We start from the raw sequence: 26,203 nt of genomic DNA, 5'->3' as shown, positions 1-26,203 counted from the left end.
TGCCGTCGGCGGTACGCATGCGTACCGTCAGGTGGTACACACACGTACCGCATGGCCGACCTGGAAAGAGTGCTGGTCCGATGAACTCACCGCATGTAGACCTGCTCGACGCCGACCATCTGCCCACGACACTCCCACCGGGTCCCCGTCTACCCGTGGTGGTGCAGGGTCTCGGATTCGTCGCCGCGCGGCGAAGCATGCTCGCACACCTGACCCGCCGCCACGGCCGGGCTTTCACCATTCACATCCCACTGTTCGGCCGGGTGGTGATCCTCGCCGATCCGGCATTGGCCCGCCAACTGTTCACCACATCGACCGAGGTGGTGCACAACGTCCACCCCCATCTCGGACGAATCCTCGGCACGGGGTCGGTGTTCGCCCTCGAAGGCACCGATCACCGTCGACGCCGCAAACTGCTGACCCCACCGCTGCATGGCAAACGCATCAAAGGCTACGAGGCGGTCGTGGAGGCCGAGACGCTGGCCGAGATCCGGTCATGGCCCGCCGGACGCCCACTCCGGACCCTCGAACCGATGATGCGGATCACGCTGAACGTCATCCTGCGCACGGTATTCGGCGCCCAGGACGACGACCTCGATTCGTTACGCACACTCATCCCGCCGATGGTGACGGCGGGATCCCGCCTGGCCACCCTCCCCGACCTGCCCGTCCCGCTCGGCCCACGAGATCCCCGACGACGCTTCGACGCCTATCGCACGCAGTACGACTCGCTGATCGCCGGATTGATCACCAAGACGCGCAACGACTCCCGACTCGAGGAGCGCGACGACATCCTGGCACTCATGATTGCGAGCCGCTACGACCACGGCACCGCCATGACCGACGCCGACATCGCCGACGAACTCCTCACCCTGCTCGTCGCCGGCCACGAGACCACCGCGACCAGCCTGGCGTGGGCGTTCGAACGCATCTCCCGGCATCCGGCCCTGCTCGCCGATCTCACCGCCGAGGCCGCGACCGACGACAACGACCTCCGCACCGCGACCATCCTGGAAACCCAGCGCGCACGCCCGGTGATCGATTTCGCCGGCCGGAGCGTGGTCGCGGACATGGTGGAGCTCGGACCCTACCGAATCCCTCAGGGCTACAACGTCCTTGTCGCCATCTCGTTGCTGCACGACGACAGCCGCGAGTTCACCGACCCCGAACGATTCGACCCCTCCCGCTTCCTCGGCACCAAACCCGGTGCGGCGTGGCTCCCCTTCGGCGGCGGAACGCGACGCTGCATCGGCGCCGCGTTCGCCCACATGGAGATGGATATCGTGCTGCGCACGGTGTTACGCACCGTCACCATCGAAGCCACCAACGCCCCTGCCGAACGCTGGCATTCGCGCGGTGTGGCCTCCGCGCCGGGGCGGGGTGGGCGGATTACGGTGCGGCGCTATGCTTCTGGTTGAGTGCTGGGTTTCGGGTGTGGGTCACGTGCCCTTCGTGGCTCGGCTGGCGCCTCGCACCTCAGGGACCGTAGGAAACGACGGCGCCTCGCACCTCAGGGATCGTAGGGAACGGCTGGGCCTCGCTGCTCAGGATCGTGGGGAACGGCGGCGCCTCGCACCTAGGGATCAAAACGGCCTCCTCAGTGCTCCACCGACCCCAACAACTCATCCAGCGCAGCGGCGTCGAGACCGAGCATGGGCGCGATCCGGCCGAGTGGGAACGACGACACCAGCATCAGCATCGTCGGATCGAGATCGTCTATGCCCATCGTTGCCGCGACGCGTTTTCGGAGGACCGGGCCTGCAGTGGGGTCGTCGAGGATTTCGCCGAGCGTCGACGACCGACCGAGTGGTGCCGTCGCCCCGTCGCCGGCGACAGAGACGGTGGTGGTCAGTCGGATATCACGACTCGACGCACCGATCTCGACGCGGTAGTCCCCCGCCTCGACACTCCAGTCGTCGGTCGCCCGATCCCAGTAGGCGAGGTCACTGCGGGTGATCTCGATGCGGAGTCGTTGGCGCGCACCGGGTTCCAGGTCGGCGACGCCGATCCCCTTGAGTTCGCGGGGCGCCCGCGCCACCACCGAGGTGTCGAGGCCGACATAGCACTGCGCGATCGCCCGGCCCGCGCGGGCGCCGGTGTTGGCCGCGGTCAGTTCGACGACGAACCCGTCGTCGGTGTCCGCCACCGTCAGGTCACTGAATTCGATTGTGGTGTAGGACAACCCGTGTCCGAACGGGTAGCGGACGGCCAGGTCGCGGGCGTCGTACCAGCGATAGCCGACGAAGACTCCCTCGCCGTAGCGCACGTGGAGCTTCTCGCCGGGGAAGTCGAGAAAGGCCGGGCTGTCCGACAGCCGGAGCGGGATCGTCTCGGCCAGCCGCCCGGACGGATCGCTGTGCCCGTACAGGATGTCGGCGATCGCGCCGCCGCCGGCCTGCCCGAGCAACCAGCCCTCGAGGATGACCGGCGCCGCTTCCACCTCCGCGAGGTCGACAACACCGCCGTTGGACAGTACGACCACCGTCCGCGGATTCGCCTCGACCACCCGTGCGAGCACCTCGAGCTGCGACGCAGGCAACCTCCAGTCGCTGCGATCGAAGCCCTCGGATTCGTCGTCGTCGCCGAGTCCGAGGAAGAGCACCGCGACCTCGGCCGCGGCCGCCGCAGCCACCGCCTCGTCCACCAGGGCGGCGTCGGATTCGCTTGCTCCGACGACGAATCCGGGCGCGAACGACACCGTCTCGGCGACCGCCAGCGCCCGCATCTCGTCGAGCGCGCAGTCGAGCCGGAACGGGTTGATCTTGGAACTACCGCCACCCTGATAGCGCGGTGTCCGGGCGAACTCCCCGATCACCGCAACCCGCGTCGACTCGGTCAGCGGCAGCACCGGCGTTCCGTCGACATCGGAGTTCTTGAGTAGCACCGCACACCGTCGGGCGACCTCGCGGGCAAGCTGGTGATGCGCCTCCCGGTCATAGGTGGCGTCATCAAGACCACTCTCCCCGGCGGCCAACGCGAGCTCCACCACGCGTTGCGCAGCGGCATCGAGATGCTCGGGACCGAGGCGGCCGTCGGCGATCGCCGCCCGCACCGCGCCCGGTCCGACGTCGCCGCTCGACGGCATCTCCAGATCGACGCCCGCGGCCAACGCGGCCACCCGATTGTCGACGGCCATCCAGTCCGACACCACCAGACCGTCGAAACCCCAACGCTTACGCAAGGTTTCGGTGAGCAACCAGGTGTTCTCGGTGGCGTAGACACCGTTGATCTTGTTGTACGACGCCATGATGGTCCACGGTTGTTCGGTCCGCACGATGTATTCGAAGGCGCGCAGGTAGATCTCGCGCAGCGGACGGTCGTCGACGTCGGCGCTGACCCGGAGCCGTTCGTGTTCCTGATTGTTGACCGCGAAATGCTTCACCGATGTACCGATGCCGTGGGCTTGTACACCCCGCACGAGTGCCGCTGCCATCCGTCCGGTCAGAAACGGATCTTCGGAGAGGTACTCGAAATTGCGGCCGCCGAGCAGCGACCGCTTGATGTTGACCCCGGGCCCGAGGAGCACCCCGACCTCCTCGGCCAGGCATTCGACGCCGAGCGCGTCCCCGACCCGCTCGATCAGATCGGCATCGAACGACGACGCCATCGCAACAGCCGGCGGAAAACACACGGCGGGGACCGAATCGTTGATACCCAACGCATCTGCGCTACCCGATTGCTTGCGGATGCCGTGCGGGCCGTCGGTCAGCATCAGCGGCGACACCCCCTCGTCGTCCAGACCGACGGTGTACCAGAACGACGCGCCGGTGGTCAGCGCCGCCTTGTCGGCGCTGCTCAGACGCTTGACGATCTCGGCGGCGCGAGTGCGGTGGTTGGCCGGATGAGCCGCCGTCGACGACCCCGAAGGAGCACTGGTGGTATCGGTCATGTCACAAGCGTGCCGCAAAACCGTTCCGGTGTATGCCAACTCGGCAAGTTCACGCCGAGGGGCCCGCAACGGCCCACATGTCCGGGCGTATAGTGGCCCGGGCCACACTCCCGAGTCGAGGAAGGTCGCAGATGACGGCTACCGATGCACGTGCCGAGGACCCGAACATCAGTTACGTCTCGACCGATCCGGACCGCCCACCGGTGGCGATCGTCGATCGGTCGCCGATGACGACCGGCAAGAAGATCCTGTTCGCGGTGATCGGCCTCATCGGCGCCATCTCCTGGGCGATCGTCGCCTTCGTCCGGGGCGAGAACGTGAACGCGGTCTGGTTCGTGCTCGCCGCCGTGTGTACCTACGTCATCGCGTATCGGTTCTACGCGCGCATGATCGAGATAAACGTCATCAAACCGCGCGATGATCACGCCACACCGGCCGAGATCCTCGACAACGCACGCGATTACATGCCCACCGATCGCCGAGTGCTGTTCGGACACCACTTCGCCGCCATCGCCGGCGCGGGTCCCCTGGTGGGACCGGTACTCGCCGCGCAGATGGGCTACCTACCCGGCACCATCTGGATCATCATCGGCGCTGTGTTCGCCGGATGTGTGCAGGACTATCTCGTGCTGGCCATCTCGACGCGCCGCCGCGGACGCAGCCTCGGACAGATGGCGCGCGACGAACTCGGCCGGGTCGGCGGCACCGCGGCCATCGTCGCGGTCTTCGTCATCATGATCATCCTGATCGCGGTGCTCGCGCTGGTCGTGGTCAACGCCCTGGCGCACAGCCCGTGGGGCGTCTTCTCCATCGCGATGACCATTCCGATCGCCCTGTTCATGGGCGTCTATCTCCGCTACCTACGGCCCGGTCGGGTCAGTGAGGTCTCCCTGATCGGCGTCGTGCTGCTGCTCGGCGCGATCGTCGCCGGCCGCTACGTCGGCGAATCCGCCTGGGGCCAGGACTGGTTCAGCCTCTCCCCGGTGTTCCTGAGCTGGGCGCTGATCATCTACGGTGTCGCCGCCGCGATCCTGCCGGTCTGGTTGCTGCTCGCCCCGCGTGACTATCTGTCCACGTTCATGAAGGTCGGCACCATCGCCCTGCTCGCCATCGGCATCCTGCTGGTGCGACCGGTGATGGAAGCGCCCGCGGTGAGCGACTTCGCGTGGAACGGCAAGGGTCCGGCGTTCTCCGGAGCACTGTTCCCCTTCCTCTTCATCACCATCGCGTGCGGCGCACTATCGGGGTTCCACTCCCTGATCTCCTCGGGCACCACCCCCAAGATGCTGGCCAAGGAGGGACAGGCACGCATCATCGGCTACGGCGGCATGCTCACCGAATCGTTCGTCGCGATCATGGCGCTGGTCACGGCCTGCATCCTCGACCAGCACATCTACTTCGGGATGAACGCACCGGCCGCGCTGACCAAGGGCACCGCAGAGGGTGCCGCAGACTATGTCAATGGCCTCGGCCTGCCCGGCGACCCGGCGACGGCGCAGAAGTTCACCGAGGCGGCCCAAGCCGTCGGCGAGGAATCCATCGTCTCGCGGACCGGTGGAGCACCCACACTGGCCATGGGGATGGCCGACACCCTGCAGGAGGCGATCGGCGGCGAGTCGCTGCGGTCGTTCTGGTATCACTTCGCGATCATGTTCGAGGCGCTGTTCATCCTCACCACCGTCGACGCCGGTACTCGCGTCGCGCGCTTCATGCTCTCCGACGGCATCGGCAACCTGCCCGGCGCCGGGCGGTTCAAGGACCCGTCCTGGCGCCCCGGTGCGTGGATCTGCACGATCATCGTCTGCGCAGGATGGGGCTCGATCCTGTTGATGGGTGTCACCGACCCGCTCGGCGGCATCAATACCTTGTTCCCCCTGTTCGGTATCGCCAATCAGTTGCTGGCCGCCGTCGCGCTCACCGTGGTCACGGTCATCCTGATGAAACGGGGTCAGTTCAAGTGGGCGTGGGTCTCCGGCGTGCCACTGATCTGGGATGTGATCGTGACGATGAGCGCGTCGTGGCAGAAGATCTTCTCGTCCAACCCGTCGATCGGTTACTGGTCGCAGCATCGGGCCTTCGTCGACGCCAAGGATCAGGGGCTGACGACCTTCAAGACGGCGAAGACACCGCAGGAGATCGACGCGGTCATTCGCAACACCTTCATCCAGGGGACGCTGTCGATCATCTTCGCGGTGCTCGTGCTCATCGTGTTCATCGTCGGACTGATCATCTGCATCCAGGCGTTCCGGCGCGGGGGCCTGCCGACCACCGAGGAGGAGCCGGTCGATTCGGCGATCTTCGGCCCGAAGGGACTGATCGCCACGCCCGCGGAGAAGCAGATACAGAAGGAGTGGGACGAGTACTACGCCACCCACCCAGATGCTGCACCGACACCCGCGCGAGGTGCCCATTGAACTCGGTGATCGCCACGCTGCGACAGGGTTGCTCGACGGTCGGCTGGTACGTCGGCTCGCTGATGGGCGACCGCGACTACGATCGCTACCGGGCCCATCAGTCGACCAGACACCCTGGCGAGCCGATCCTGTCCGAACGCGACTACTGGCAATCTCGTTATGCCGCACAGGATCACAATCCAGGAGCCCGGTGCTGCTGAAACCACATCGACGTCATTAGTCGTTTTCACGCGGATTTGCACGTCACAATCGGTGACGTACCGCACAAAAACCCTGTGTTCTGCGTCACATTTTCGTGACGCACACTAACGGCGCGCCCGGGGTGCGACACGCCGCGATGCGCAGGGACTTCACAGGATTCAGCGGCCGTTATCATCGCGTTATCCAAACGTCGCCGGCCGCCGCCATAGCGTGACCAATCCGTTATCGCCTTGTACGGTCGTTCTCGGTTCGAAGATCAGCTGCCCAGCCCACTACGGGGCGGCGATAGGAGAAACGAAGACCATGAGCATCAAGAAGATCGCTATGCGCGCCGGCATCGTCGGCGCCCTGACCGTTGCCCCCCTCGCCGCGTTCGCCGGCACGGCATCCGCCCACAACTGGGATGCCGTCGCCGCATGCGAGAGCGGCGGCAACTGGGGCACCAACACCGGCAACGGCTACTACGGCGGCCTGCAGTTCTCGCAGAGCACCTGGGAGGCCAACGGCGGTTCCGGCAGCGCGGCCAACGCCTCGCGCGAAGAGCAGATCCGCGTCGCCGAGAACGTCCTGGCCAGCCAGGGCCCCGGCGCCTGGCCGACCTGCGGCGCGAATCTGTAGATTCTCGCCGGCTGATTCAGCCTGCAACGCCGGGTCGACGCACTACTGCGTCGGCCCGGCGTTCGCCGTTTTTCGGTCCGCCCGCGACCCGACCCACCTGGCGAGCATCGGGAAGACCAACACGGTCGTCGCGCCGGCGGCGACCAATGTCGACGCCAGACCCTGACCCATCAGCCCCGCATCGGTGGCGAACTGCGTGACCGCGACGATGATCGGCAATCCGGTCGACGCATAGAGCGCGAGCTGTATCCGCTCGGGCTCCGACGGCAGATTGAGGCCGTGGGGGACGAAACGCTCGCTCACCCACACCGGTACCCCGCGGGAAACGACGATGGCGACGACGAACAACACCCACATCCACGGGCGACTGAGCACTGCGTCGACATCGATCGCCATGCCGGACGTGACGAAAAAGACCGGGATGAACAGGCCGTAGCCGATCACATCCAGCGACCGACCGACCTGTGGGTGTTCGGGACCGAGCAACTCGCGCAGGATGAGTCCGGCCGCGAACGCGCCGAGCACCACGTCGAGGTCGAACTCGGCGGCGACGGCCATCAACGCGACCAGCAGCAGCACCACGATGCGCACCGGCATCTGGGTGGTCCCGCCGGCCATTCTCCCGATGGTCTGCTCGATTCCCGGGATGCGATCGAGCATTCGTCGCGGAACTGCCCAGATCAGCACGGCCGCGATCCCGAAAAGCACCAGCACGAACGCCGCGGCCTCGATGCTGCGGCTGGTGAGCAACAGCGACATCGCCAGAATCGGGCCGACCTCACCCACCGCTCCGTGCGCCATCACCGCACGCCCCAGCGGCTTACCCAGCAAACCCAATTGCCGCAGGATCGGCAGCAACGTGCCCAACGCGGTCGAGGTCACCGCGATCGCCACGGCGATCCGCGCGGTGAAGTCCTCGGAACCGGCCGCCAGCGTGATCACCAACAGCGCGAACGCCAGACTCACCAACCACGTGAGGCGGGCGACGCGTCCGGATTTGCCGCGCACCAGATCGGGATCGAGTTCATAACCGGCGAGCAGGAACAGCATGCCGAGGCCGAGCTGGCTGATGATGTCCACGTCCGATGGCCACGCCCAGCCGAGCGCGAACGGACCGACGATCATGCCCAGGATCAGGAGCACGACGACATCGGGTACGTAACCGCGCAAAATCCGGGCGATGATCGGGGCCGCGACGATGGCAACGGTGATCCAGAACAGTGAGACGATCGCCGACGTCTCCCCTGCCGCCGCGTCGGCGAGCACCATCATGTCCGTCATCCTGGCACAGGATCATCGACGTGGTCCTGCGCGGCACGGCTGTGACATTTTCCGCTCCGACCGACGTGACCCGCGAGTAGGTGCAAAGGTGAGGAACACGGCAAACCGACCCTGTTGGGAGCATCCGATGACCACCGCCGACGGCGACACCGACCTCGTCACCGAGCCGACCACCGACGATCCCGACGAACGCATCAGCCTGTCCATGTCGCTGCTGATGACCCCCGACATGGCGAACTTCTCCGGCAACGTCCACGGCGGCACACTGCTCAAGCTGCTCGACCAGGTCGCGTACTCCTGCGCCAGCCGCTACTCGCGGCACTACGCGGTGACCCTATCGGTGGATCGGGTCATCTTCCGCGAACCCATTCGCGTCGGTGAACTGCTCACCCTGCGGGCCTCGGTCAACTACACCGGCCGCACCTCGATGGAAGTCGGCATCCGCGTCGACACCGAGAACGTCCTCACCGGGCAACGGCGGCACACCAACAGCTGCTACTTCACGATGGTCGCCACCGACGAGAACGGTCGTCCGTGCGCGGTGCCGCAGCTCGTGCCGCGCTCCGATACCCAGCTGCGTCGTCAGCGGGAGGCGCAAGCCCGCCGAGCCGCCTTGCGCGAGGCGCAGTAACCCGTCAGTCTCTGGTGCCGTGCAACAACGGCAGACGCTCGTAGCTGTCGCGGATGTGCTGTTCGGCCAGGTGCGATGCCCGCGAAGCATCCCCGGCCTCGATCGCCGCCAGGATGGCGCGATGCTCGACCATCAGCTCGTCCCGAAGCGCCGACCAGTCGTCGATCTCCTGGAACGCGTCGAGGATGCTCGCGCGCAAGGCGTTTCGGATCGCGACCGTCAGAGCGGTGACGAGACGGTTGCCGCCGGCCTCGGCGATCGCGGTGTGGAAGGCGGTGTCATCGTCGTTGAACTGCTCGCGATCGGTGTCGTTGGCCTCCATCCGCGCCATGGCCGCACGCACGTCGACCAGCCGCTCGGGATCAGTGGCCCGGGCGGCGAGTGCGACGCTGGAACACTCGAGGGTGACCCGGGCCTCGATGATCTCGGCCAGCTCGAAGTTCGCCAGCGCGATGTGTAGTCGCAGGAAACGGCTCAACGCCTCGCCCGGCATCGCCGCGACAAAGGTCCCCGCTCCCGCGCCGCTGCCGGTCGCCGAACGCAGCACGCCCTGCGCCTCCAACACCCGCAGCGCTTCGCGCACGGCCGGACGGCTGACCTGCAGTCTCGCCGCCAACTCGCGTTCGGGCGGTAGCGCGTCACCGACCCGCAGGGTGCCGGCGAGGATCTGTTCCTCGATGGCGTCGATGACCAGCTCGTAGGTGCGGGCCCGCGCCACGGGCTGCCACCCGTCGCCCGACGACGACGGCGGCGCAGAGGACTCAACAGTCATAGTCGACAGCCTTTCAAAACGCGCCAGGTGTTGACACGTGACGCCAATCACCCTACCGTACGTCGTGTGGTCAGACCACACGTTGATTGACCCAACCAGGATCGACCCCAAGCCACTCGGCTACAGCCCCGGCCGAGTCCACGCCACGACCCCACGGCGGTGATTCATGTACATACCCGACCTCGACCCGATCGCGGACAGCCTCTTCTGGTCCGCCGTCATCGCAGTCCTCCCCCTGCTGACCGTCTTCATCACCCTCGGCTTCCTCCGGTGGAAAGCCCACTGGGCCGGCCTGACCGGGTTGCTGGTCGCGCTGATCGTCGCGATCGCCGCCTATCAGATGCCGGTACACCTGGCCTTGCTCTCGGGCACCGAAGGTTTCGTCTTCGGCATCTTCCCCATCATGTGGATCGTGGTGAACGCGATCTGGCTCTACGAATTGACCGTGGCCAGTGGACGTTTCGAGGATCTGCGACGCGTGATCAACAACGTGTCCGACGACCCGCGGATTCAGGCGATCATCATCGCCTTCTGTTTCGGCGGCCTCCTCGAGGCGTTGGCCGGATTCGGTGCACCCGTCGCCATCACCGGTGTCATGCTGATGGCCGTCGGATTCACCGCGATGCGCGCCGCCGCGGTGGTGCTCCTCGCAAACACCGCGCCGGTCGCCTTCGGCGCGATCGCCACCCCGATCATCACCGCAGGCAAGCTGACCGGCATCGACTACCACGACATCGGCGCGATGGTGGGTCACCAGACCCCGTTCCTGGCCGCCTTCGTGCCCTGCTTCCTGGTGTTGATCGCCGACGGCCGTCGCGGACTGCGGGACGTGTGGCCGATCGCGATCGTGGTCGGCGTCGTCTTCGGTGTCGCCCAATGGTTTTCCGCCACTTACCTGTCGGTCGAACTCACCGACATCATCGCCTCACTGGTCGCGCTAGCCGCCGCGGTCATCATGCTGCGGTTCTGGCAGCCCACGGGAGGCGCCGACGCACGGGAACGTCTGCTCACCGAGCGCACGGCCGAGGTCGATGCCATCGGCGACACGACCGGCGGAAGTGGTTCGGGTACCAGGCCGTCGACGGGTGGTACCGCAGTCGCGGAACGCGCCGAACTCGACACCGCACCCTTGGGCGCGCAACGCACGCTCATGGCACTGTTCCCCTACCTGCTCGTCGTCGTGGTGTTCGCACTGGCGAAGCTGCTGACGCCGGTGAAGGACTTCCTCACCGACACCGACGCTGTCTTCGGGTGGCCCGGCCTCGACGGCAACATCGCGACCGCCACCGGCAAGGTATCCACCTCCACCCAGTTCACCCTGGGCTGGCTCTCCTCGCCCGGCACCCTGCTGCTGATCTCCGGCGTGATCGTGGCCCTGGTCTACCGCATGTCACTGGCAGAGGCGGCCAAGATCTGGGGCCGCAACGTCTACAAGATGCGCTGGTCGATCCTGACCGTCGCCTCGGTCTTGGCACTGGCCTACGTGATGAATCAAGCCGGCCAGACCATCACCATCGGCACCTGGATCGCCGGCGCCGGAGCGGCTTTCGCGTTCTTCTCGCCCGTCCTCGGCTGGCTGGGCACCGCGGTCACCGGCTCGGACACCAGCGCCAACGCCCTGTTCGCGACGCTGCAGCAGGCGGCAGGCGAGAAGGCAGGCATCGATCCGACACTGCTGGTCGCCGCCAACACCAGCGGCGGCGTGGTCGGCAAGATGATCAGTCCGCAGAACCTCACCATCGCGGCGACCTCCGTCGGTCTGCTCGGGCGGGAGTCGGAGATCTTCCGCAAGGTGATCCTGTGGAGCGTCGGCCTGCTCATCGTCCTGTGTCTGCTCGTCGGCCTGCAGTCGACGATCCTGTCGTGGATGATTCCGTCATGAGGGTCGCGCTGTTCGCCACGTGCTTCAACGACACCATGTGGCCCAACACCCCCAAGGCCACCGTGCTGCTCCTCGAACGACTCGGCGTCGACGTCGAGTTCCCGGTCGAACAGACCTGCTGCGGGCAGATGTTCACCAACACCGGTTACGCCGAGGAAGCCATCCCCGGCGTTCGCAAGTTCGTGGACGTGTTCGCCGACTACGACGCTGTGGTCGCGCCGTCGGGCTCATGTGTCGGATCGGTGCGTCATCAGCATCCGGGAATCGCGGACCGTGCAGGCGATCCCGGTCTGCGACGGGCGGTCGACGAGATGACGCCGCGCGTCTACGAACTGTCCGAGTTCCTCGTCGACAAACTCGGCGTCACCGACGTCGGCGCCTACTTCCCGCATCGGGTCACCTATCACCCGACGTGCCATTCGCTGCGCATGCTGCGGGTCGCCGACAAACCATTGCAGTTGCTGCGCAACGTCAAGGGCATCGACCTTGTCGAGCTGCCCGCCGCCGACCAATGCTGCGGCTTCGGCGGCACCTTCGCGATGAAGAACGCCGACGTATCAGTGGCGATGGGCGGCGACAAGGTGACCCACGTCAAGGAGACCAAGGCTGAAGTTCTTGTGGCCAGCGATAATTCGTGTCTCGCGCACATCGGCGGGCTGATGTCGCGGGAACGGTCGGGAGTCCGCACGATGCATCTGGCCGAGATCCTGGCCTCGACCGACAAGGAGTTGGCATGACCGCCACATCGGCCGCAGCGCCGGGCACCCATCCCACCGGGCACCCACATGTCGGGGTGACCGCGACCTTCGTCGGTATGCCGAAGTTCCCGGCCGCCGCACGCGAGGAGTTGGCCAACACCACCCAGCGCCGAAACCTGGCCCACGCCACCGGGATCATCCGGACCAAGCGGGCCGCGGTGGTCGACGAACTCGACAACTGGGAGGAGTTGAGGCTGGCCGCCGAAGCCATCAAGAACCGCACGCTACGGCACCTCGACACCTACCTCGAGGAGTTCGAGGCCAAGGCGACGGCGGCGGGCGCCACGGTCCATTGGGCGCGGGATGCCGAGGAGGCCAACCGGATTGTCGTCGACCTGGTGCGCGCGCAGAACACCGACGAGGTGGTCAAGGTCAAGTCGATGGCCACCCAGGAGATCGAACTCAACGAGGCGCTGGCCGACGCCGGGATCGACGCCTGGGAAACCGATCTCGCTGAACTGATCGTGCAGCTCGGCGACGACTGGCCCAGTCACATCCTGGTGCCCGCCATCCACCGCAACCGCAGCGAGGTGCGCGAGATCTTCCTGCGCCGCATGAAGGAGGTTGGTAGGCCGGCTCCCGAAGATCTGACCGACGAACCCAAGCGGCTGGCCGAGGCGGCTCGACTTCACCTGCGCGAGAAGTTCTTACGCGCCAAGGTCGGCATCTCCGGCGCGAACTTCGCGATCGCCGACACCGGCAGCCTGGTCGTCGTCGAATCCGAGGGCAACGGCCGCATGTGCCTGACCCTCCCGGAGACGCTGATCTCGGTGGTCGGCATCGAGAAGGTGCTGCCCACGTGGTCGGATCTGGAGGTGTTCCTGCAGGTGTTGCCGCGTTCGAGCACTGGCGAACGGGAGAACCCGTACACCTCGATCTGGACCGGCGTCACCCCGGGTGACGGACCGCAGAACGTCCATATCGTGTTGCTGGACAACAACCGTAGCCAGGTCTTGGCCGATCAGGTGGGTCGCGCGGCGCTGCGCTGCATCCGCTGCTCGGCCTGCCTCAATGTCTGTCCGGTCTATGAGCGGGCCGGCGGACACGCCTACGGATCGGTGTACCCCGGTCCGATCGGCGCGATCCTCACCCCGCAGTTGCGTGGCACCAGCTCCAAGGTCGATCAGTCGCTGCCGTACGCGTCGAGTCTGTGCGGCGCCTGCTTCGACGTCTGCCCGGTGCGCATCCCGATCCCGGACATCCTGGTGCACTTGCGGACTCGGGTCGTCGACGAGCACCGCGGTGGCATTCCAAGCGCCGAGGCTGCGGCCATGAAGGCCGGGGCGTGGCTGTTCGACGACCACCGGCGGCTCGAAAAGGCGCAGAAGGCAGCCGAATTCAGCAACCGATTCTTCGGCAACCGCACCACCATCGGCGCACTCCCCTGGCCGATGACGGGGTGGGCGTCGGCTCGTGACACGCCGGTGCCACCGGCGCAGACCTTCCGCGACTGGTGGAAGAAAGAACGCGGACAGCAGGATTCGACCAAGGGAGAACAGTGATGGGCGGAGCACGCGAGGAGATCCTGGGCCGGGTCCGCACCGCGATCGCCGACGTCGCCGACCCCGACGTCACCGAGACCCCGATCGACTGGGCCTACGGTGCGGCGGTGTCCACCGGGGAGTTGGGGTTGATCGACCGGTTCGACGAGCGGGTGGCCGATTACCGGGCGGTCGTGGAGCAGGTCGCGCCCGATGTCTTGGCCGCCTCTGTGCAGGCCGCACTCGACGGCGTGACCGGCGGGGTCATCGGCGACGACGCGGTGCGTACTCTGGTCGGCGCCGATGGCATCGACTGGCTGCGCGACGACGCGCTCTCCCCCTACGATCTCGACGCCGCCGGCGCCGTGGTCACCACCGCCGCGGTGGGGATCGCCAACACCGGCACCATCGTGCTCGATCACGGTGCCGGGCAAGGCCGTCGGGCCGTATCCCTGGTACCCGATGTGCACGTGTGCATCGTCGCGGCCGATCAGATCGTCAGTGACGTACCGGAAGCCGTTGCGCGACTGGTCGAATCGGGCGCGAACACGCACCCGCAGACGTGGATCAGCGGTCCGAGCGCCACCAGCGACATCGAACTCGACCGGGTGGAGGGCGTGCACGGTCCGCGGACCCTGCACGTCATCATCGTGCGCGAGTAGCGGGTCAGTCCTCGGCGGATGCGTCGCTGTCGGTATCAGTATCGGTATCGGCGTCGCTCTCGTCGAGGGCACTCACCGCGATGCCGTACGGCAGGAACCGCACCTTCCGCTTCGGGTCGGTGTTGTGCTTGTTGGCGCGCAGCGCGTCGAGTTCGGCGGCGAACACCTGCTCGACGCGGGCGCCGCCGTGCTCACCGACCACAAAGATCGCCCACACCCCGGCGCCGGTCTCGCCGGTCGTCGGCGGCTCCGGCCGCGGACGGCGTGAGGTGTCGAACATCGTGGTGAAGGCGCTCGGACCGGGTTGGCCGGCGAAGAACTTGCCGACCATGTCCTTCAGACCGTCGGACGCCTCCCGCGCGAAGCGGTCGAAGTCCTCGGGATCCATCCCGAACGGGTTGTTGTTGTCGGCCATGTGTCCTCCTGTGGAACCTGGTCGCGGCTCGGCGCCGCTGCAGCACCAGCGCCGCATGGCATCCAGTGTCCACAGGATCGGTCCGGCGCGCCACCATCGCCACTGCGACGTGCAGTACCGACGAACTGTCCGGCCGGGGCCGCTCCGCGCCGGACAATCCGTCAGTTGTCCCGGGGGCGCGCAGCGCGCAGGGTGACGCCATGACTCTCGGCACGCCTTCCACCGACGACGCCTCTGCGGCTGCGCTGACCTACGGGGACAAGGTCCTCAAGGTCGAGCCGGGCGGCAACGAACCCATCCCACTCGAGGCGCGGCACGGGAGACCGCGCGGCCTCTTCTGGACCTGGACGGCACCCAACCTCGAGTTCGCAACGATCTTCGTCGGAGTGCTGGCGGTGGCGGTGTTCGGGCTGTCGTTCTGGCAGGCGGTGATCGCGGTCCTCATCGGCAACCTGTTGTCGGCGATCGCCCACTTCCTGCTGTCGGCCGAGGGACCACTGCACGGGGTACCGCAGATGGTGTTGGGACGCTTGGCGTTCGGCTACCGCGGTAATGCGCTGCCGGCCACGTTCATGGCGATCATGTGCGGCGTCGGCTGGTTCGCCACGAACAGCGTGAGCGGTGCGTTCGCGCTGAGCACACTGTTCGGGATCGGGCCGCTCGTCGCGCTGATCATCATCGTCGTCGTCCAGACCGCATTCGCGTTCTTCGGCCACAATCTGGTGCAGAGGTTCGAGCGGATCTCCGCACCCATCCTGGCGGTGATCTTTCTCATCGGCGCCGTCATCATCTTCGGCAAGGCCGACGTGATGGCCCCGGCCGCCGACGGCGGATTCTCGATGGCCGGTTTCCTGCTGACGGTCGGCGCGTCCTTCGGCTACACCGCCGGATGGACGCCGTATGCCGCCGACTACACCCGATACCTGCCGCCCACCACATCCAAACTGCAGACCGGCCTGTTCGCGTCGGCCGGCCTGTTCGTGTCCTGCACCTTCCTGATGGTGGTCGGCGCCGCGTCGATGACCATTGGCTCGCCGGCCTCGGACAATCCGACCGAGGCGTTCACCGCGAACTTCCCCTCGGTCATCGCCGACCTCACCCTGCTGGCGATCGCCGTCGGCGCGGTCGCGGCCAACGCCATCAATGTCTATTCCGGCTCAATGGCTTTCGTCACGATGGGCTTCCGACTGCCGGTCGGTACCCAACGGGCGATCGTCAGCGTGTTCTTCGGTGTGGCGGGCTTTTTGGTCGCATGGTGGGCGCTGGCCGACGCCGCCGCGTCGTACGAGGCGTTCCTGCTGTTGGTGGCGTACTGGATCGGCCCGTGGCTCGGCGTGGTGTTCGCCGACCGGGTGCTCCGCAAGGAGCCGCCGACCCTCGCGATGCTCTACGACGCCCGCTACACCAACTGGGGTGGGTTCGCGGCGTTCGTCATCGCGTTGATCGCGTCGGTGCTGCTGTTCTGCAATCAGGAGAAGTTCGTCGGCTACGCGGTACGGGCCGTCCCTGAACTCGGCGACATCGGGGCCTTCGTCGGTTTCGCCATCGCGTTTGTCGCCTATCTGCTCCTGGCCCGTAAGACGGTCGCCGCGTCAGACGCCGCCGACCGCGTCTGAGGCACGAAAGGCACTGATGGCCAATAGGATCGACGTGTACGTCTCGGGCGTCGAGGGGTCGAAACCGAGTAGCGCACGAATCCGATCCAGACGTTGGTACAGGCTCTGCCGGCCCAGGTGGAGCACCTGAGCGGACCGGGTGGCGCTGCACCCGTGCCGTAGATGCACTTCGAGGGTGTGCACCAACTGCGTCGACTGGGTCAGATCGTGGGTGACCAGCGGGGTGATGAGCCGGGCGAGACCCGCGCGCTCCGGCTCGGGCAGCGCACGCACTGCCGACTCGGCGCGGAGTTGCCGACCGGTGAATACCCGACCGCCGGTCATCGGGTCACGGACGAGGTCGAGTGCGATGGTGAGGTGATCACCGGCCGCTCCGAGCGCATCGGCGAGGGCTGCGGCGGTGGCGGTTCCAGGGCCGGTGTCGGCGACCGGATATGCGTCGCCGACCACCACGGTGACCTCACCCGCCGATGCAAATCCCGCGGCCACCCGGGCCGCCGGATCGGTTGCGGCACCGGCGGTGCCCGGGCCGACCGTCATCACCGCGAACACGCTGGCATCGACGACGGCGTGGACGACCCCGGCGCCGAGTGCCGCGGCCACCCGATCCATCGCGGCGGTGGCCATCCGGGTATCCGGCGATGCGGCCGCCACCGCGACGAGCGTCGTGGCGTTCGACACCGGGACCCCAGCTGCCGCGAAGCGGGAGATCAGGTCGGCACGCCGAAGCGGACGGCCACCCACGAGGTCTTCGACGAGTCGCGCGCCGCTCGCCGATCCTCGGTTCTCCGATCGGGTGAGGACTGCGCCCAGTGGTCCGGCACCCATCCGCAACAACGCCGCCGTCTTGGCAGGCGCCCGGGTGCCACCGGAACCCGCCACCACCCGCCCCACGTGGCGACCACGAACGATCACCGGGACGTCGGCGGTGGCGTGGTCGACGACCGTCCAGGCCGCCCGATCGTCGTCGACGCCATGCGCCGCGAGCAATGCACCGCCCGAGCCGACCAACACGACCGGCGCGTCAACTGCCTCCGACAGGTGCGCGAGCATTCCGGCGACGCCGCCGGTTGAGCCGAGGGCGACGTGCAGAGCGTCGTCGAGGTCACGTTGCGCGCGCAACTCCCCGATTTCCTCGGACACGATCGCCGTGTTCGCGTCGCGACAGACCTCGATGAACGGCACCACTCGTCGCAGTTCGATGATGGGCAATCGGCGGGCCGATCCCTCGCGGACCATCTCGTCAGGAACGGCGTCGAAGGTCCGCCCGATTTCCATCGCCACCCCGGCGACGCCGCGTTCCGCGAGGTCGCGGACGTAGTGGCGGCGGGTGCCCGCGTCGAGACCGGCCAGCCCGAGTCCGGTGGTGAGAAGCAGTTCCCCGCCGGCCAGGAGTGGGCCGATCTCGAAGATCTCACTCGAGTGCACCCAGTTGACCGTGGTGGTGAGACGGTCGTGTGCGGTGAGCACCCGTGGGTCCGCGGGAGCGAGGAAGCGGTCGATCACCTCGCGGAGAGTCGGGATCGATGTGGAGGTATGCGCCATGAGTGTTGACGATATGCACGTCGTGACACCCGCGCGAGGCGACGGATTGTCGGTTGTCGCTGGGCGTCGACGACGGCAGGGTCGTTGATCATGACCACCCGCTACGGGCCACCACCCGTCACCGACGCCGAACGGCTCCTCGAGACCGCATACCGTCAGGCCCGGCTCGGCCTCGCCGAAGGCGGCATCCCGATCGGCGCGGCCCTGTTCGCCGCCGACGGAACCCTGCTCGGCGAAGGCCGCAATCGTCGTGTCCAACATGACGATCCGTCGGTGCATGGCGAGACCGACGCATTCCGCGCGGCGGGCAGACAACACGACTACTCGTCGACCATCATGGTCACCACCCTCTCCCCATGCTGGTACTGCAGCGGACTGATCCGCCAGTTCGGCATCGGGTCGGTCGTGATCGGCGAGAACCGCACGTTCCGCGGCGGCGAAGACTGGCTGATCGAGGCGGGCGTCCTGGTCACCGTCCTCGACGATCAGCGCTGCGTCGGGATGATGACCGAGTTCATCGCCGAACGTCCCTCACTGTGGAACGAGGACATCGGCGTTCGGCCGAACGGAGCAAACCCATGAGTGACAGCCCGATCCTGACCGTCGATCTCGCCCAGTGGCGCGCGGGCGGCGCGGCAGCCGAGGAAGTGTGTGCGGCCGTGGACATCTCGCTGCAGCAGGCAGGCTTCCTGCTGGTGACCGGACACGGCATCGATCCGACGCTGCCGGCCCGTCTGCGGGCGACGGCCCGCGAGTTCTTCGCGCTCCCCGGCCACGTCAAGAGCAAGTACGCGGTCGGAGTGGGCGGACGCGGCTGGATCGGGCCGGGGATGGAGGCCAACGGTTACGCCGAGGGCACCGAGACACCCCCCGATCTCAAGGAGACCTACAACTCGGGCGCACAGACCCGGGTCGGCATTCCGGAGGTCGACGACTACTGGTTCGCGCCCGACGTATGGCCCGTCGAGGCGCCGGCGTTGAGTGAATTGTTCACTGCGTGGACCACCGCCATGAAGACCCTCTCCGACGATCTGCTGGCCCTCATGGCAGCCTCCCTCGGCTTGGCCGGCGACGCCAATCCCTTTCGCGGCCTGGCCGGAAACGCGACCTGGACCTCCAACATCAACCACTATCCGCCGTTGACCGCAGTCGGCGACCCGGCCGACGGCCAGTACCGGATCGGACCGCACACCGACTTCGGCACGGTCACCGTGCTGGATCGCGAACCCGGTGCGGGTGGCCTGCAGGTCTACAGCGACGACGGCGGCTGGGCCGATGCGCCCTATGCCCCGGATGCCCTCACCATCAACATCGGTGACCTGCTGGAGTACTGGTCGGGTGGCCGGTGGCCCGCCGGTCGGCATCGCGTGCTGCCGCCGCAACCCGATGCGCCGGAAGAGGACCTGGTGTCGCTGATCTTCTTCTACGAGCTCGACCACGATGCGGTGGTCACTCCGCTGGCACCGCCGATCGGCCGCGAGTCCGGTCGCGCGTCGGTGATCTCTGGGGAGTTCATCAAGACTCGCCTCGATGCGATCACCGTCGGCTGAGCGGACGTCAGCCGACAGCCCAGGCCAGCACCCGATCGATCGGCCATGTCGTCACGATGCGATCTGCCTCGATGCCGTGCTCGGCAGCCCGTTCCGCGCCCAACGCCTTGAACTCGAGCTGGCCGGGAGCGTGCGCATCCGAGTCGATCGCGAACAGACACCCGAGGTTGCGGGCGAGTTCGATGAGGTCGTCGGGTGGATCGACGCGTTCGGGCCGGGAATTGATCTCGACGGCGGTGCCGTGCTTGGCGCAGGCGGTGAAGACGGCCTCCGCGTCGAAGGTCGACGGCGGACGATGGCCGCGACCGGTGACGACGCGCCGTCCGGTGCAGTGACCGAGGACATGCACCCGCGGATCCGACGCCGCGGCCACCATCCGGTCGGTCATCGGACCCGCCTCCATCCGCAGCTTGGAATGCACCGACGCGGTGACGATGTCGAGTCGGTCGAGCATCTCGTCGGTCTGGTCGAGCGAACCGTCGTCGAGGATGTCCACCTCGATGCCGCACAAGATGCGAAACTCGTTGTCGCTCTGCCGGTTCAGCTTGCCGATCAACTCGATCTGGTCCTGTAGACGCTCCACGCTGAGCCCGTTCGCCACCGTCAGTCGCGGCGAATGGTCGGTGATCGCCATCCATTCGTGTCCGGATGCCTGTGCTGCCGACACCATCTCGGGTAACGGTGCGCCCCCGTCGCTCCAGTTGGTGTGCGCGTGCAGGTCACCGCGGATCGCGGCGTAGAGGTCGGCGCCGACACCGTCTGGGGCCGGTGATGCGCTGTCCTGCAGTTCCGCGAGGTAGTTCGGTAGGTCGCCGTCGACGGCCGCGCCGATCACCGCCGCCGTGGTCTTGCCGATCCCACGGATCTCGGTGAGCGTGCCGGTCGACGCACGCTGCGCAAGCGCGTCGGGACCGATGTCGGCCGCGGCGTGTGCGGCCTTCCGGAACGCCTCGACCCGATAGGTGCTCTCGCGCCGACGTTCGAGCAGCCAGGCGATCCGGCTCAGCGCGGTCACCGGATCGACCGGTGCCGCAAGCGGATCGTAGGGCCTCATGATCCGGCGCCGGACTCCGTCTGCGCGGCTCGCTCCTGCGCGTCGGCGAAGCGCTGATGCAGACGCTCGCGGACATCGTCGGCAGTGTAGGCCTGGCGCTGCCGCTGATCACGTGCCACCAGCACCCCACCGGCCGCCACGCCGACCGCACCGGCCAGACCGAGCCATTTCCACGCATTCCGCATGCACCCGAGAATAGTGCGAACCGCCGCAGGGCGGCCGCATAGTCTGGTGCGCATGCCCACCTCCATCGCGCTCGCCGACGCACTCGATCAGACCCGCACCGGCGACATCTGGCTGTTCCGCGGACGGTCTGGCCCGGACCGCGCGATCCGCACGCTCACCAACGCACCGGTGAATCACGTGGCGATGGCCGTCTGTCTCGACGATCTGCCGCCGCTGCTCTGGCATGCCGAGCTCGGCGACAAACTGACCGATGTGTGGACCGGCACGAATCACCGTGGCGTCCAACTCCATGACGCGCGGGGGGCCATCGAACAGTGGATGGATCGGTACGGTCAGGACTGCTGGCTACGTCAGTTGACCCCGGATGTGACCGTGGCGCAGGAGGACTCGCTACTAAAGGTGATCGCGCGGCTGGATGGCACCCCGTTCCCGACGACCGCCCGGCTGACCGGCCGCTGGTTCCGTGGGCGGCTACCAACCACAGTCGACGTCGTCCGCGGCATCCCGTATCTCGATCGCGCCGTTCGGAATCGGCGGGCGAAACGCCGTGCCCACCACGCCGATCTGGCGACGGCATACTGCGCCGAGGTCGTGGCGATCACCTATGCCGAGATGGGGTTGATCGATGCCGGCAAGGACTCCAACTGGTTCGATCCGGGCCGCTTCTGGAGCGGCGACGAACTCCCCCTCACCCCGGGATGGCGCCTGGGTCAGGAGGTCTCGGTGCTGCGGTGACCGTCGTGTCAGTGCGCGCCGACGAGTTGGGCTTCCACCTCGGCCCGGTCGAGTAGCGGATCGGTGCCCGGCACATAGGTGGGTTCGGTGTGCGCCGTCGCAGTCCCGCCGGCGACCCGCCGTCGCGCGGCGGTGACCTCGGGAGCTTCACCCATCGACGAGTGCAGCGAATTGAGCGTCGTCCATACGGCGCTGCGTCGAGCACGACGTTCGATCGGGTTGGGGCGCCGGTACTGCACCAACTGCGCCGCCCACGACGGCATGGTGTCGCGGATCGCCCAATCCACTGCGGACTGCAGCGGATTCGTGACGTTGCTGCCGGTGGCCAACGCATTGCCATGGGTCAGTGCGAGTTTCGGCAGATACTCCTCGAGACAGGTCAGGGTGTCGGCCTTGGTGGTGGGGAGATCGGTGCCACCGAGCGCGTGTCCGACGCGCACGAACTCGCCGTAGTAACGATCGAGGTCGGCACCCCGCAACGGTCGGGGATGGTAGATCTCGTGTGCGGTGGCGATGCCCCAGACCACGGTCGCATAGTTCCATCGCAACCAGTCCGGGTCATCGGCGTCGTAGCGCAAACCGTCAGGCCGGGTGCCCTTGATCGTGTGATGCATCGCGCGGACAGTGCGCGCCAGGCGTTCTGCACTCTCGGTGGAGCCGAATGCGGTGCCGACGAAGAACGCCACCGAATGACCCAGTCGCACGGTGGCGCCGGACTGGTCGATCCGCCCGGTGGGCACGCCGTCCTCGTTCTTCTCCACCAGTCGGGAGTGTTCGACGCCCATCCAGAAGATGCTGGGATCAAGCCGTTCAAGATACGACGCGCACTGCAGACCGAAGATCAGCGCCGGAAGGTGAGCATGCACGTGCCAAGTCGCGCTGCCGGGTCCGAACCACCCCGGGTCGCCGGCCGGCTCGTCGAACTCCATTCCCCGGAAGAACTTGGCGCGCACGGTTTTGTCGAACTGGTCGTTGAGCCAGAGACCAGGAAGCTGGTGCGGCAATGGAATCGGAAGTGCCGGACGCATCGAAGTACCCTCCACCGCTGTGATCGTGACCACGGACACCACCAGCCTACATTCTGACTACTGACGTCACCAGAAAGCCATCGCAGAAAACACTGGATACGCTGAGTGAACTGAGTGGAATTCTCTGGCTCGATTCTTGGCTTGCTCTCATGACTCATCGGCAATGTGGTGTCGTGAACGAACCTCGCCCCCCTTTCGGTGACGACGCAGCCACCGGACCAGTGCCCACCACACCCTTCTCCGGACCGCACACGCGGCCGGATCATGCGGTACCGCCGCAGAACCCGTGGCAGTCCACGGCCTACGGGGCCCCGACGACAACTATGCCGGTCACGCATCCCGCCCCGGCCCGCGGCGTGACCAAGCCGATCATCGTGACCGCACTGCTCGCGGGCCTCATCGGCGGTGGCATCGGAATCGGCGGCGCCGCCCTGCTCGGCGACCATTCCACCGCAGCCGCCCCGGTGTTGAACTCGCAGCCGGCCAAGGCAGCGAACGCCGCGGACGTCAAGCCCGGCTCCGTCACCTATGCCGCTCAGGTGGCGTCGAAGTCGACCGCCGACATCAAGGTCACCATGAGCCAGGGCACCGCGGTGGGCAGCGGCATCGTTCTCTCCCAGGACGGTTATGTGCTGACCAACAATCACGTGGTCGCCGGCGCGGGCAACGGTTCGTCGATCCAGGTCACCACCACCGACGGCAAGACCTATCCGGCAACCATCACCGGCACGTCCCCGTCCTACGACCTCGCGGTCATCAAGCTGAAGGATGCGTCCGGTCTCACCCCGGCTGCGCTCGGCGACTCCAGCGCGTTGCAGGTCGGTGAGCAGGTCGTCGCCGTCGGTAGTCCCGAGAACCTCTCCAATACCGTCACTTCCGGCATCATCAGCGCACTGTCGCGGACCGTCACCGCCGGCGATGAGAGCGGTTCCGGGGTGACCGTCTACAACGGCCTACAGACCGATACCCCGATCAACCCCGGCAATTCCGGTGGGCCGCTGGTGAATCTGGCCGGACAGGTCGTCGCGGTGAACTCCGCGGTCGACACCGGACAGGGCGGATCCGGCGGCGTGCAGGCCTTCGGTCTCGGCTTCGCCATCCCGATCAACACCGCCAAGCGCATCGCCAACGAGCTCCTGCAGGACGGCCGGGCCACCAAACCCGTTCTGGGCGTGTCGGGTTCACTCAACTCCAACTCGACCACCAACGGCGCGCAGATCACGTCGCTGCAGTCGGGCGGCGCGGCCGCCAAGGCCGGTCTGCGCACCGGTGACGTGGTCACCAAGATCGGCGACACCCCGATCAGCAACTACGCCGACCTCATGGCGCAGGTGCTGACCCACAATCCCGGCGACACCGTGCCGGTGACCGTCACCTCCGGCGGGCAGAGCCGCACCGTGCAGGTCAAGCTCGGCAGCGCGGTCGACAAGGAGCAGACCACCATCCCTGAGGGCAGTCAGAACGGTGGTGGCCTGCCCCAGGGCGGCCAGTCCGAAGGTGGCCAGTCCGAGGGCGGGCAATCCGGCAACGGCTACTCCGACGGTGGCCAGTCCGAGGGCGGGCAGGACGACGGATCGCAATCCCCCTTCGGCTCCGGCGGATTCGGTGGATTCGGCGGACTTCTCCCCTGATTTTGAGCCCGGGAGGGGTGGCCTGGGTGCCCGCCGGCGCCGTTTCGGTTCCGGCAGGCACCCAGGCCTTTTCACTATTCGGTTCTCAAAGATCGTGCGCGGTACCGACGTTTGTCGGATGCGCGGGAAATGTACTGAGCTCTCCGCTGGTTGAGCCGTCCCGAGCCGCCAGGCGAGGGGCGTGTCGAAACCTGCTGTTACGGTGGGCTTCTCGCTACCGGTTTCGACCAGCGTCGGGCTCGCTCGCGGATCCTGAGTAAGCGAGCTTGCGAGCGCATCGAAGGGCGCTCGTCGCGCTCAACCAGCGGGGACACGTTCACGCCGCGACCTTGTCGTCGACGGTCATGGTGCGTCTGTTGTAGGCAGGAATGGGTTGTCGGCGTGGGTCTTTCGACGCCGGCGGAATCAGCCACGGGTGCCCATCAGCACCCATGATGATGTCCCAGCCCAGGTGGTGGACATCGGCGTGACATGACGGACACAGCAGGCATCCGTTGTCCAGGTCCGTCGGCCCCCCGTTACTCCAAAAAATCCGGTGGTGCGCATGGCCCCACCGTGCCGGTGCCCCACACTTGATGCAGCACTGATCCCGAACGATGATCGCCTTACGGATGTGGGCGGGGAAGTAGCGGGTTTCCTTGCCCATCTTCAACGGCACCGTCTGGTTGTCGACGACCAGCGCGGTGATCCCGGCATCACACGCCAATAAGGCCGCGGTGGCGGCGGTGACCGGCCCGTTGGATTGCAGGTACGACATAGTGGGGTCGGCGGCCGGCATCATCAGATTCACATGGTTGTTCGGGCGGGTGACGAACGGACTCGTGGTGGCCGCAGCCGCATCCACTATCAACTCCAGCGCATCACTCTGACGCCGCGCCGTCGACCGAGCATCCTCCGATCCGTCCGGCTCGGGCCGCTTCTTCGACAGTGAACTGATCGCGCCCATCAACTTCTCCCCGGTCACGATGTCGACGTCCCCCCGAATCCGCACCCGCCCCTCCACCTTGCTCAACGACAGTTCGTTGAGGGTGCGGTCCTCGGCCGCCGGTAGCCCACCGGTCTCGGTCGCGTACTCGTTGCCCAGCGCACGGGCTTTGTCGGTGATCTCGGTGGGGGTGGCGCCGGAAGCGGCCTGGGCGATCAACGCGGATTCCACGTCTCGTTTCTCCTCGTCGCACAGTCCGTCGAGTGCGCGCCGCGCCACGTGGCCCAGTCCGGCGACGATGGCATCGAGATGTTCGATCGGGAACACTCCGTCCTCGGCGTAACCGGGCAGCAGTTGCATCGCCGGTAACCCGCGGCCGATCCGCAGCACCCGATCGGCCACCACCGGTGCCAACCCCATCTCGATCAGCAAAGGCTTGATCTTGCCGCCGGATTGGGTGGCCACCCCGAGGCGGTCCATCTCCGCGGCGCACACGCACAGCAGGTGTCCAATCGTGTTGGACAGGTCGATCACCGCGCGAGTGGTGTCGAACGCCTGGCGCTGGGTCAGGTCGGTGATCGTCAGGTCACGGGCGACGGCAAGCAGCGCCGCGACGGCGGTCTCCGGAGGGATGGCGGGCGGTGCGGTGGTGGGTGAGGGCATACCTCAAGCTTACTCGCACACACGTTCGAGTCAATAGATTCATGCGAGGCAAATCTTCTGTGCACCAGCACTATTCGCAAGCCTGATCATGTGAACCCGTGAGCATACCGCGCCCCTCCGACAGAATCAGATCGGCACAATCTCGGCGATGTGGACCCTATCCGGGCGGTCGTCGTCGCGGCCGGCATCCGAATCCACAAGGTGGTGCGGGGCGGTTGCGTCAGCCTTCTCAAGCCGATCCCGGCCTGCCCACGTCCGTGTACGCT

Annotated in this window: 23 protein-coding genes; 14 read left to right on the top strand and 9 right to left on the bottom strand. The window is 66.9% G+C overall.

Features of this window, described 5'->3' with window-relative positions; all coding sequences use genetic code 11:
- The first annotated feature begins 80 nt into the window (after positions 1-80).
- On the top strand, positions 81-1,418 hold the full coding sequence (locus AAFP30_RS01805; protein WP_419228110.1) for a cytochrome P450: 1,338 nt from the start codon (positions 81-83) through the stop codon (positions 1,416-1,418).
- Positions 1,419-1,597: 179 nt separating this feature from the next.
- Here the strand turns inward: AAFP30_RS01805 and AAFP30_RS01800 are convergent, their stop codons facing one another.
- On the bottom strand, positions 1,598-3,889 hold the full coding sequence (locus tag AAFP30_RS01800; RefSeq protein WP_419228109.1) for a glycoside hydrolase family 3 C-terminal domain-containing protein: 2,292 nt from the start codon (positions 3,887-3,889) through the stop codon (positions 1,598-1,600).
- Between the two features lie 131 nt (positions 3,890-4,020).
- Between AAFP30_RS01800 and AAFP30_RS01795 the strand changes: the two genes are divergently transcribed.
- The 3 genes from AAFP30_RS01795 (at position 4,021) to AAFP30_RS01785 (ending at position 7,122) form a co-directional block, all read left to right on the top strand.
- Entirely contained in the window at positions 4,021-6,303 is a 2,283-nt protein-coding gene (locus AAFP30_RS01795; RefSeq protein WP_419228108.1) for a carbon starvation CstA family protein, read from the top strand.
- A gap of 5 nt (positions 6,304-6,308) precedes the next feature.
- Positions 6,309-6,503: a YbdD/YjiX family protein gene (locus tag AAFP30_RS01790; protein WP_419228640.1), complete on the top strand. Its 195-nt coding sequence runs from the start codon at positions 6,309-6,311 to the stop codon at positions 6,501-6,503.
- Between the two features lie 304 nt (positions 6,504-6,807).
- Positions 6,808-7,122 carry a transglycosylase family protein gene (locus tag AAFP30_RS01785; protein WP_419228107.1) on the top strand — a complete coding sequence of 105 codons (315 nt, stop codon included), beginning with the start codon at positions 6,808-6,810 and terminating at the stop codon, positions 7,120-7,122.
- Between the two features lie 42 nt (positions 7,123-7,164).
- Here AAFP30_RS01785 and AAFP30_RS01780 read toward each other — a convergent pair whose 3' ends face one another.
- Positions 7,165-8,394: a cation:proton antiporter gene (locus AAFP30_RS01780; protein ID WP_419228639.1), complete on the bottom strand. Its 1,230-nt coding sequence runs from the start codon at positions 8,392-8,394 to the stop codon at positions 7,165-7,167.
- A 136-nt stretch (positions 8,395-8,530) separates the two neighbouring features.
- Between AAFP30_RS01780 and AAFP30_RS01775 the strand changes: the two genes are divergently transcribed.
- Positions 8,531-9,034: an acyl-CoA thioesterase gene (locus tag AAFP30_RS01775; protein WP_419228106.1), complete on the top strand. Its 504-nt coding sequence runs from the start codon at positions 8,531-8,533 to the stop codon at positions 9,032-9,034.
- A gap of 4 nt (positions 9,035-9,038) precedes the next feature.
- On the opposite strand, the gene AAFP30_RS01770 is transcribed toward AAFP30_RS01775, so the two are convergent.
- A complete protein-coding gene (locus tag AAFP30_RS01770; RefSeq protein ID WP_419228105.1) occupies positions 9,039-9,806 on the bottom strand; it encodes a FadR/GntR family transcriptional regulator in 768 nt (255 codons plus the stop codon).
- A 166-nt stretch (positions 9,807-9,972) separates the two neighbouring features.
- On the opposite strand from AAFP30_RS01770, the gene AAFP30_RS01765 reads away from it, so the two are divergent.
- Genes AAFP30_RS01765 through AAFP30_RS01750 form a run of 4 tightly spaced genes read left to right on the top strand, consistent with a single transcriptional unit; the run spans position 9,973 to position 14,589 of the window.
- Positions 9,973-11,688 (top strand): L-lactate permease, encoded by a 1,716-nt coding sequence (locus tag AAFP30_RS01765; protein WP_419228104.1) that lies wholly within the window; start codon positions 9,973-9,975, stop codon positions 11,686-11,688.
- Positions 11,685-12,425: a (Fe-S)-binding protein gene (locus AAFP30_RS01760; RefSeq protein ID WP_419228637.1), complete on the top strand. Its 741-nt coding sequence runs from the start codon at positions 11,685-11,687 to the stop codon at positions 12,423-12,425. The genes AAFP30_RS01765 and AAFP30_RS01760 overlap by 4 nt, the downstream gene beginning before the upstream one ends.
- Positions 12,422-13,948 (top strand): LutB/LldF family L-lactate oxidation iron-sulfur protein, encoded by a 1,527-nt coding sequence (locus AAFP30_RS01755; RefSeq protein WP_419228103.1) that lies wholly within the window; start codon positions 12,422-12,424, stop codon positions 13,946-13,948. Before AAFP30_RS01760 ends, AAFP30_RS01755 begins: the two co-directional genes overlap by 4 nt.
- Positions 13,948-14,589, top strand: coding sequence for a LutC/YkgG family protein (locus AAFP30_RS01750; RefSeq protein WP_419228102.1), 642 nt, complete (start codon positions 13,948-13,950; stop codon positions 14,587-14,589). Before AAFP30_RS01755 ends, AAFP30_RS01750 begins: the two co-directional genes overlap by 1 nt.
- A gap of 4 nt (positions 14,590-14,593) precedes the next feature.
- Here the strand turns inward: AAFP30_RS01750 and AAFP30_RS01745 are convergent, their stop codons facing one another.
- Entirely contained in the window at positions 14,594-15,004 is a 411-nt protein-coding gene (locus AAFP30_RS01745) for a hypothetical protein (protein ID WP_419228101.1), read from the bottom strand.
- 200 nt (positions 15,005-15,204) lie between these two features.
- Between AAFP30_RS01745 and AAFP30_RS01740 the strand changes: the two genes are divergently transcribed.
- Positions 15,205-16,620 (top strand): purine-cytosine permease family protein, encoded by a 1,416-nt coding sequence (locus tag AAFP30_RS01740; protein WP_419228636.1) that lies wholly within the window; start codon positions 15,205-15,207, stop codon positions 16,618-16,620.
- Here AAFP30_RS01740 and AAFP30_RS01735 read toward each other — a convergent pair.
- Positions 16,597-18,165, bottom strand: coding sequence for a PucR family transcriptional regulator ligand-binding domain-containing protein (locus AAFP30_RS01735; RefSeq protein ID WP_419228100.1), 1,569 nt, complete (start codon positions 18,163-18,165; stop codon positions 16,597-16,599). The genes AAFP30_RS01740 and AAFP30_RS01735 overlap by 24 nt on opposite strands.
- Positions 18,166-18,255: 90 nt before the next feature.
- Between AAFP30_RS01735 and AAFP30_RS01730 the strand changes: the two genes are divergently transcribed.
- Positions 18,256-18,747 carry a nucleoside deaminase gene (locus tag AAFP30_RS01730; RefSeq protein ID WP_419228099.1) on the top strand — a complete coding sequence of 164 codons (492 nt, stop codon included), beginning with the start codon at positions 18,256-18,258 and terminating at the stop codon, positions 18,745-18,747.
- The gene (locus AAFP30_RS01725) at positions 18,744-19,715 is read left to right on the top strand and encodes an isopenicillin N synthase family dioxygenase (protein ID WP_419228098.1); all 972 of its coding nucleotides are present in this window, start codon (positions 18,744-18,746) and stop codon (positions 19,713-19,715) included. Before AAFP30_RS01730 ends, AAFP30_RS01725 begins: the two co-directional genes overlap by 4 nt.
- 7 nt (positions 19,716-19,722) lie before the next feature.
- Here the strand turns inward: AAFP30_RS01725 and AAFP30_RS01720 are convergent, their stop codons facing one another.
- Entirely contained in the window at positions 19,723-20,769 is a 1,047-nt protein-coding gene (locus tag AAFP30_RS01720; protein ID WP_419228097.1) for a PHP domain-containing protein, read from the bottom strand.
- Entirely contained in the window at positions 20,766-20,954 is a 189-nt protein-coding gene (locus tag AAFP30_RS01715; protein ID WP_419228096.1) for a hypothetical protein, read from the bottom strand. The genes AAFP30_RS01720 and AAFP30_RS01715 overlap by 4 nt, the downstream gene beginning before the upstream one ends.
- A gap of 52 nt (positions 20,955-21,006) precedes the next feature.
- Between AAFP30_RS01715 and AAFP30_RS01710 the strand changes: the two genes are divergently transcribed.
- A complete protein-coding gene (locus tag AAFP30_RS01710; protein WP_419228095.1) occupies positions 21,007-21,690 on the top strand; it encodes a guanylate cyclase in 684 nt (227 codons plus the stop codon).
- A gap of 8 nt (positions 21,691-21,698) precedes the next feature.
- On the opposite strand, the gene AAFP30_RS01705 is transcribed toward AAFP30_RS01710, so the two are convergent.
- Positions 21,699-22,718, bottom strand: a complete 1,020-nt coding sequence (locus tag AAFP30_RS01705) for an oxygenase MpaB family protein (RefSeq protein ID WP_419228094.1) — start codon at positions 22,716-22,718, stop codon at positions 21,699-21,701.
- A gap of 221 nt (positions 22,719-22,939) precedes the next feature.
- Here AAFP30_RS01705 and AAFP30_RS01700 point away from each other — a divergent pair, with 221 nt between their 5' ends.
- Positions 22,940-24,349: a S1C family serine protease gene (locus AAFP30_RS01700; RefSeq protein WP_419228093.1), complete on the top strand. Its 1,410-nt coding sequence runs from the start codon at positions 22,940-22,942 to the stop codon at positions 24,347-24,349.
- A gap of 316 nt (positions 24,350-24,665) precedes the next feature.
- Here AAFP30_RS01700 and AAFP30_RS01695 read toward each other — a convergent pair whose 3' ends face one another.
- Entirely contained in the window at positions 24,666-25,937 is a 1,272-nt protein-coding gene (locus tag AAFP30_RS01695) for an HNH endonuclease (RefSeq protein WP_419228092.1), read from the bottom strand.
- Positions 25,938-26,203: the final 266 nt, after the last annotated feature.

This window comes from Gordonia sp. CPCC 205515, from assembly GCF_048537925.1.
Lineage (GTDB): Bacteria > Actinomycetota > Actinomycetes > Mycobacteriales > Mycobacteriaceae > Gordonia.
The sequence above is the reverse complement of the archived record's forward strand: the minus strand, read 5'-3'. Positions and strand labels throughout refer to the sequence as shown.

Excerpts from the sequence above, each read along its gene's own strand:
- AAFP30_RS01730 (WP_419228099.1), top strand. The coding sequence starts at position 18,256 with ATGACCACCCGCTACGGGCCACCACCCGTCACCGACGCCGAACGGCTC.
- AAFP30_RS01775 (WP_419228106.1), top strand. The coding sequence starts at position 8,531 with ATGACCACCGCCGACGGCGACACCGACCTCGTCACCGAGCCGACCACC.
- AAFP30_RS01800 (WP_419228109.1), bottom strand. The coding sequence starts at position 3,889 with ATGACCGATACCACCAGTGCTCCTTCGGGGTCGTCGACGGCGGCTCAT.
- AAFP30_RS01755 (WP_419228103.1), top strand. The coding sequence starts at position 12,422 with ATGACCGCCACATCGGCCGCAGCGCCGGGCACCCATCCCACCGGGCAC.
- AAFP30_RS01715 (WP_419228096.1), bottom strand. The coding sequence starts at position 20,954 with ATGCGGAATGCGTGGAAATGGCTCGGTCTGGCCGGTGCGGTCGGCGTG.
- AAFP30_RS01725 (WP_419228098.1), top strand. The coding sequence starts at position 18,744 with ATGAGTGACAGCCCGATCCTGACCGTCGATCTCGCCCAGTGGCGCGCG.
- AAFP30_RS01785 (WP_419228107.1), top strand. The coding sequence starts at position 6,808 with ATGAGCATCAAGAAGATCGCTATGCGCGCCGGCATCGTCGGCGCCCTG.
- AAFP30_RS01805 (WP_419228110.1), top strand. The coding sequence starts at position 81 with ATGAACTCACCGCATGTAGACCTGCTCGACGCCGACCATCTGCCCACG.
- AAFP30_RS01705 (WP_419228094.1), bottom strand. The coding sequence starts at position 22,718 with ATGCGTCCGGCACTTCCGATTCCATTGCCGCACCAGCTTCCTGGTCTC.
- AAFP30_RS01720 (WP_419228097.1), bottom strand. The coding sequence starts at position 20,769 with ATGAGGCCCTACGATCCGCTTGCGGCACCGGTCGATCCGGTGACCGCG.
- AAFP30_RS01760 (WP_419228637.1), top strand. The coding sequence starts at position 11,685 with ATGAGGGTCGCGCTGTTCGCCACGTGCTTCAACGACACCATGTGGCCC.
- AAFP30_RS01740 (WP_419228636.1), top strand. The coding sequence starts at position 15,205 with ATGACTCTCGGCACGCCTTCCACCGACGACGCCTCTGCGGCTGCGCTG.
- AAFP30_RS01745 (WP_419228101.1), bottom strand. The coding sequence starts at position 15,004 with ATGGCCGACAACAACAACCCGTTCGGGATGGATCCCGAGGACTTCGAC.
- AAFP30_RS01770 (WP_419228105.1), bottom strand. The coding sequence starts at position 9,806 with ATGACTGTTGAGTCCTCTGCGCCGCCGTCGTCGTCGGGCGACGGGTGG.
- AAFP30_RS01780 (WP_419228639.1), bottom strand. The coding sequence starts at position 8,394 with ATGATGGTGCTCGCCGACGCGGCGGCAGGGGAGACGTCGGCGATCGTC.
- AAFP30_RS01710 (WP_419228095.1), top strand. The coding sequence starts at position 21,007 with ATGCCCACCTCCATCGCGCTCGCCGACGCACTCGATCAGACCCGCACC.
- AAFP30_RS01735 (WP_419228100.1), bottom strand. The coding sequence starts at position 18,165 with ATGGCGCATACCTCCACATCGATCCCGACTCTCCGCGAGGTGATCGAC.
- AAFP30_RS01750 (WP_419228102.1), top strand. The coding sequence starts at position 13,948 with ATGGGCGGAGCACGCGAGGAGATCCTGGGCCGGGTCCGCACCGCGATC.
- AAFP30_RS01765 (WP_419228104.1), top strand. The coding sequence starts at position 9,973 with ATGTACATACCCGACCTCGACCCGATCGCGGACAGCCTCTTCTGGTCC.
- AAFP30_RS01795 (WP_419228108.1), top strand. The coding sequence starts at position 4,021 with ATGACGGCTACCGATGCACGTGCCGAGGACCCGAACATCAGTTACGTC.
- AAFP30_RS01695 (WP_419228092.1), bottom strand. The coding sequence starts at position 25,937 with ATGCCCTCACCCACCACCGCACCGCCCGCCATCCCTCCGGAGACCGCC.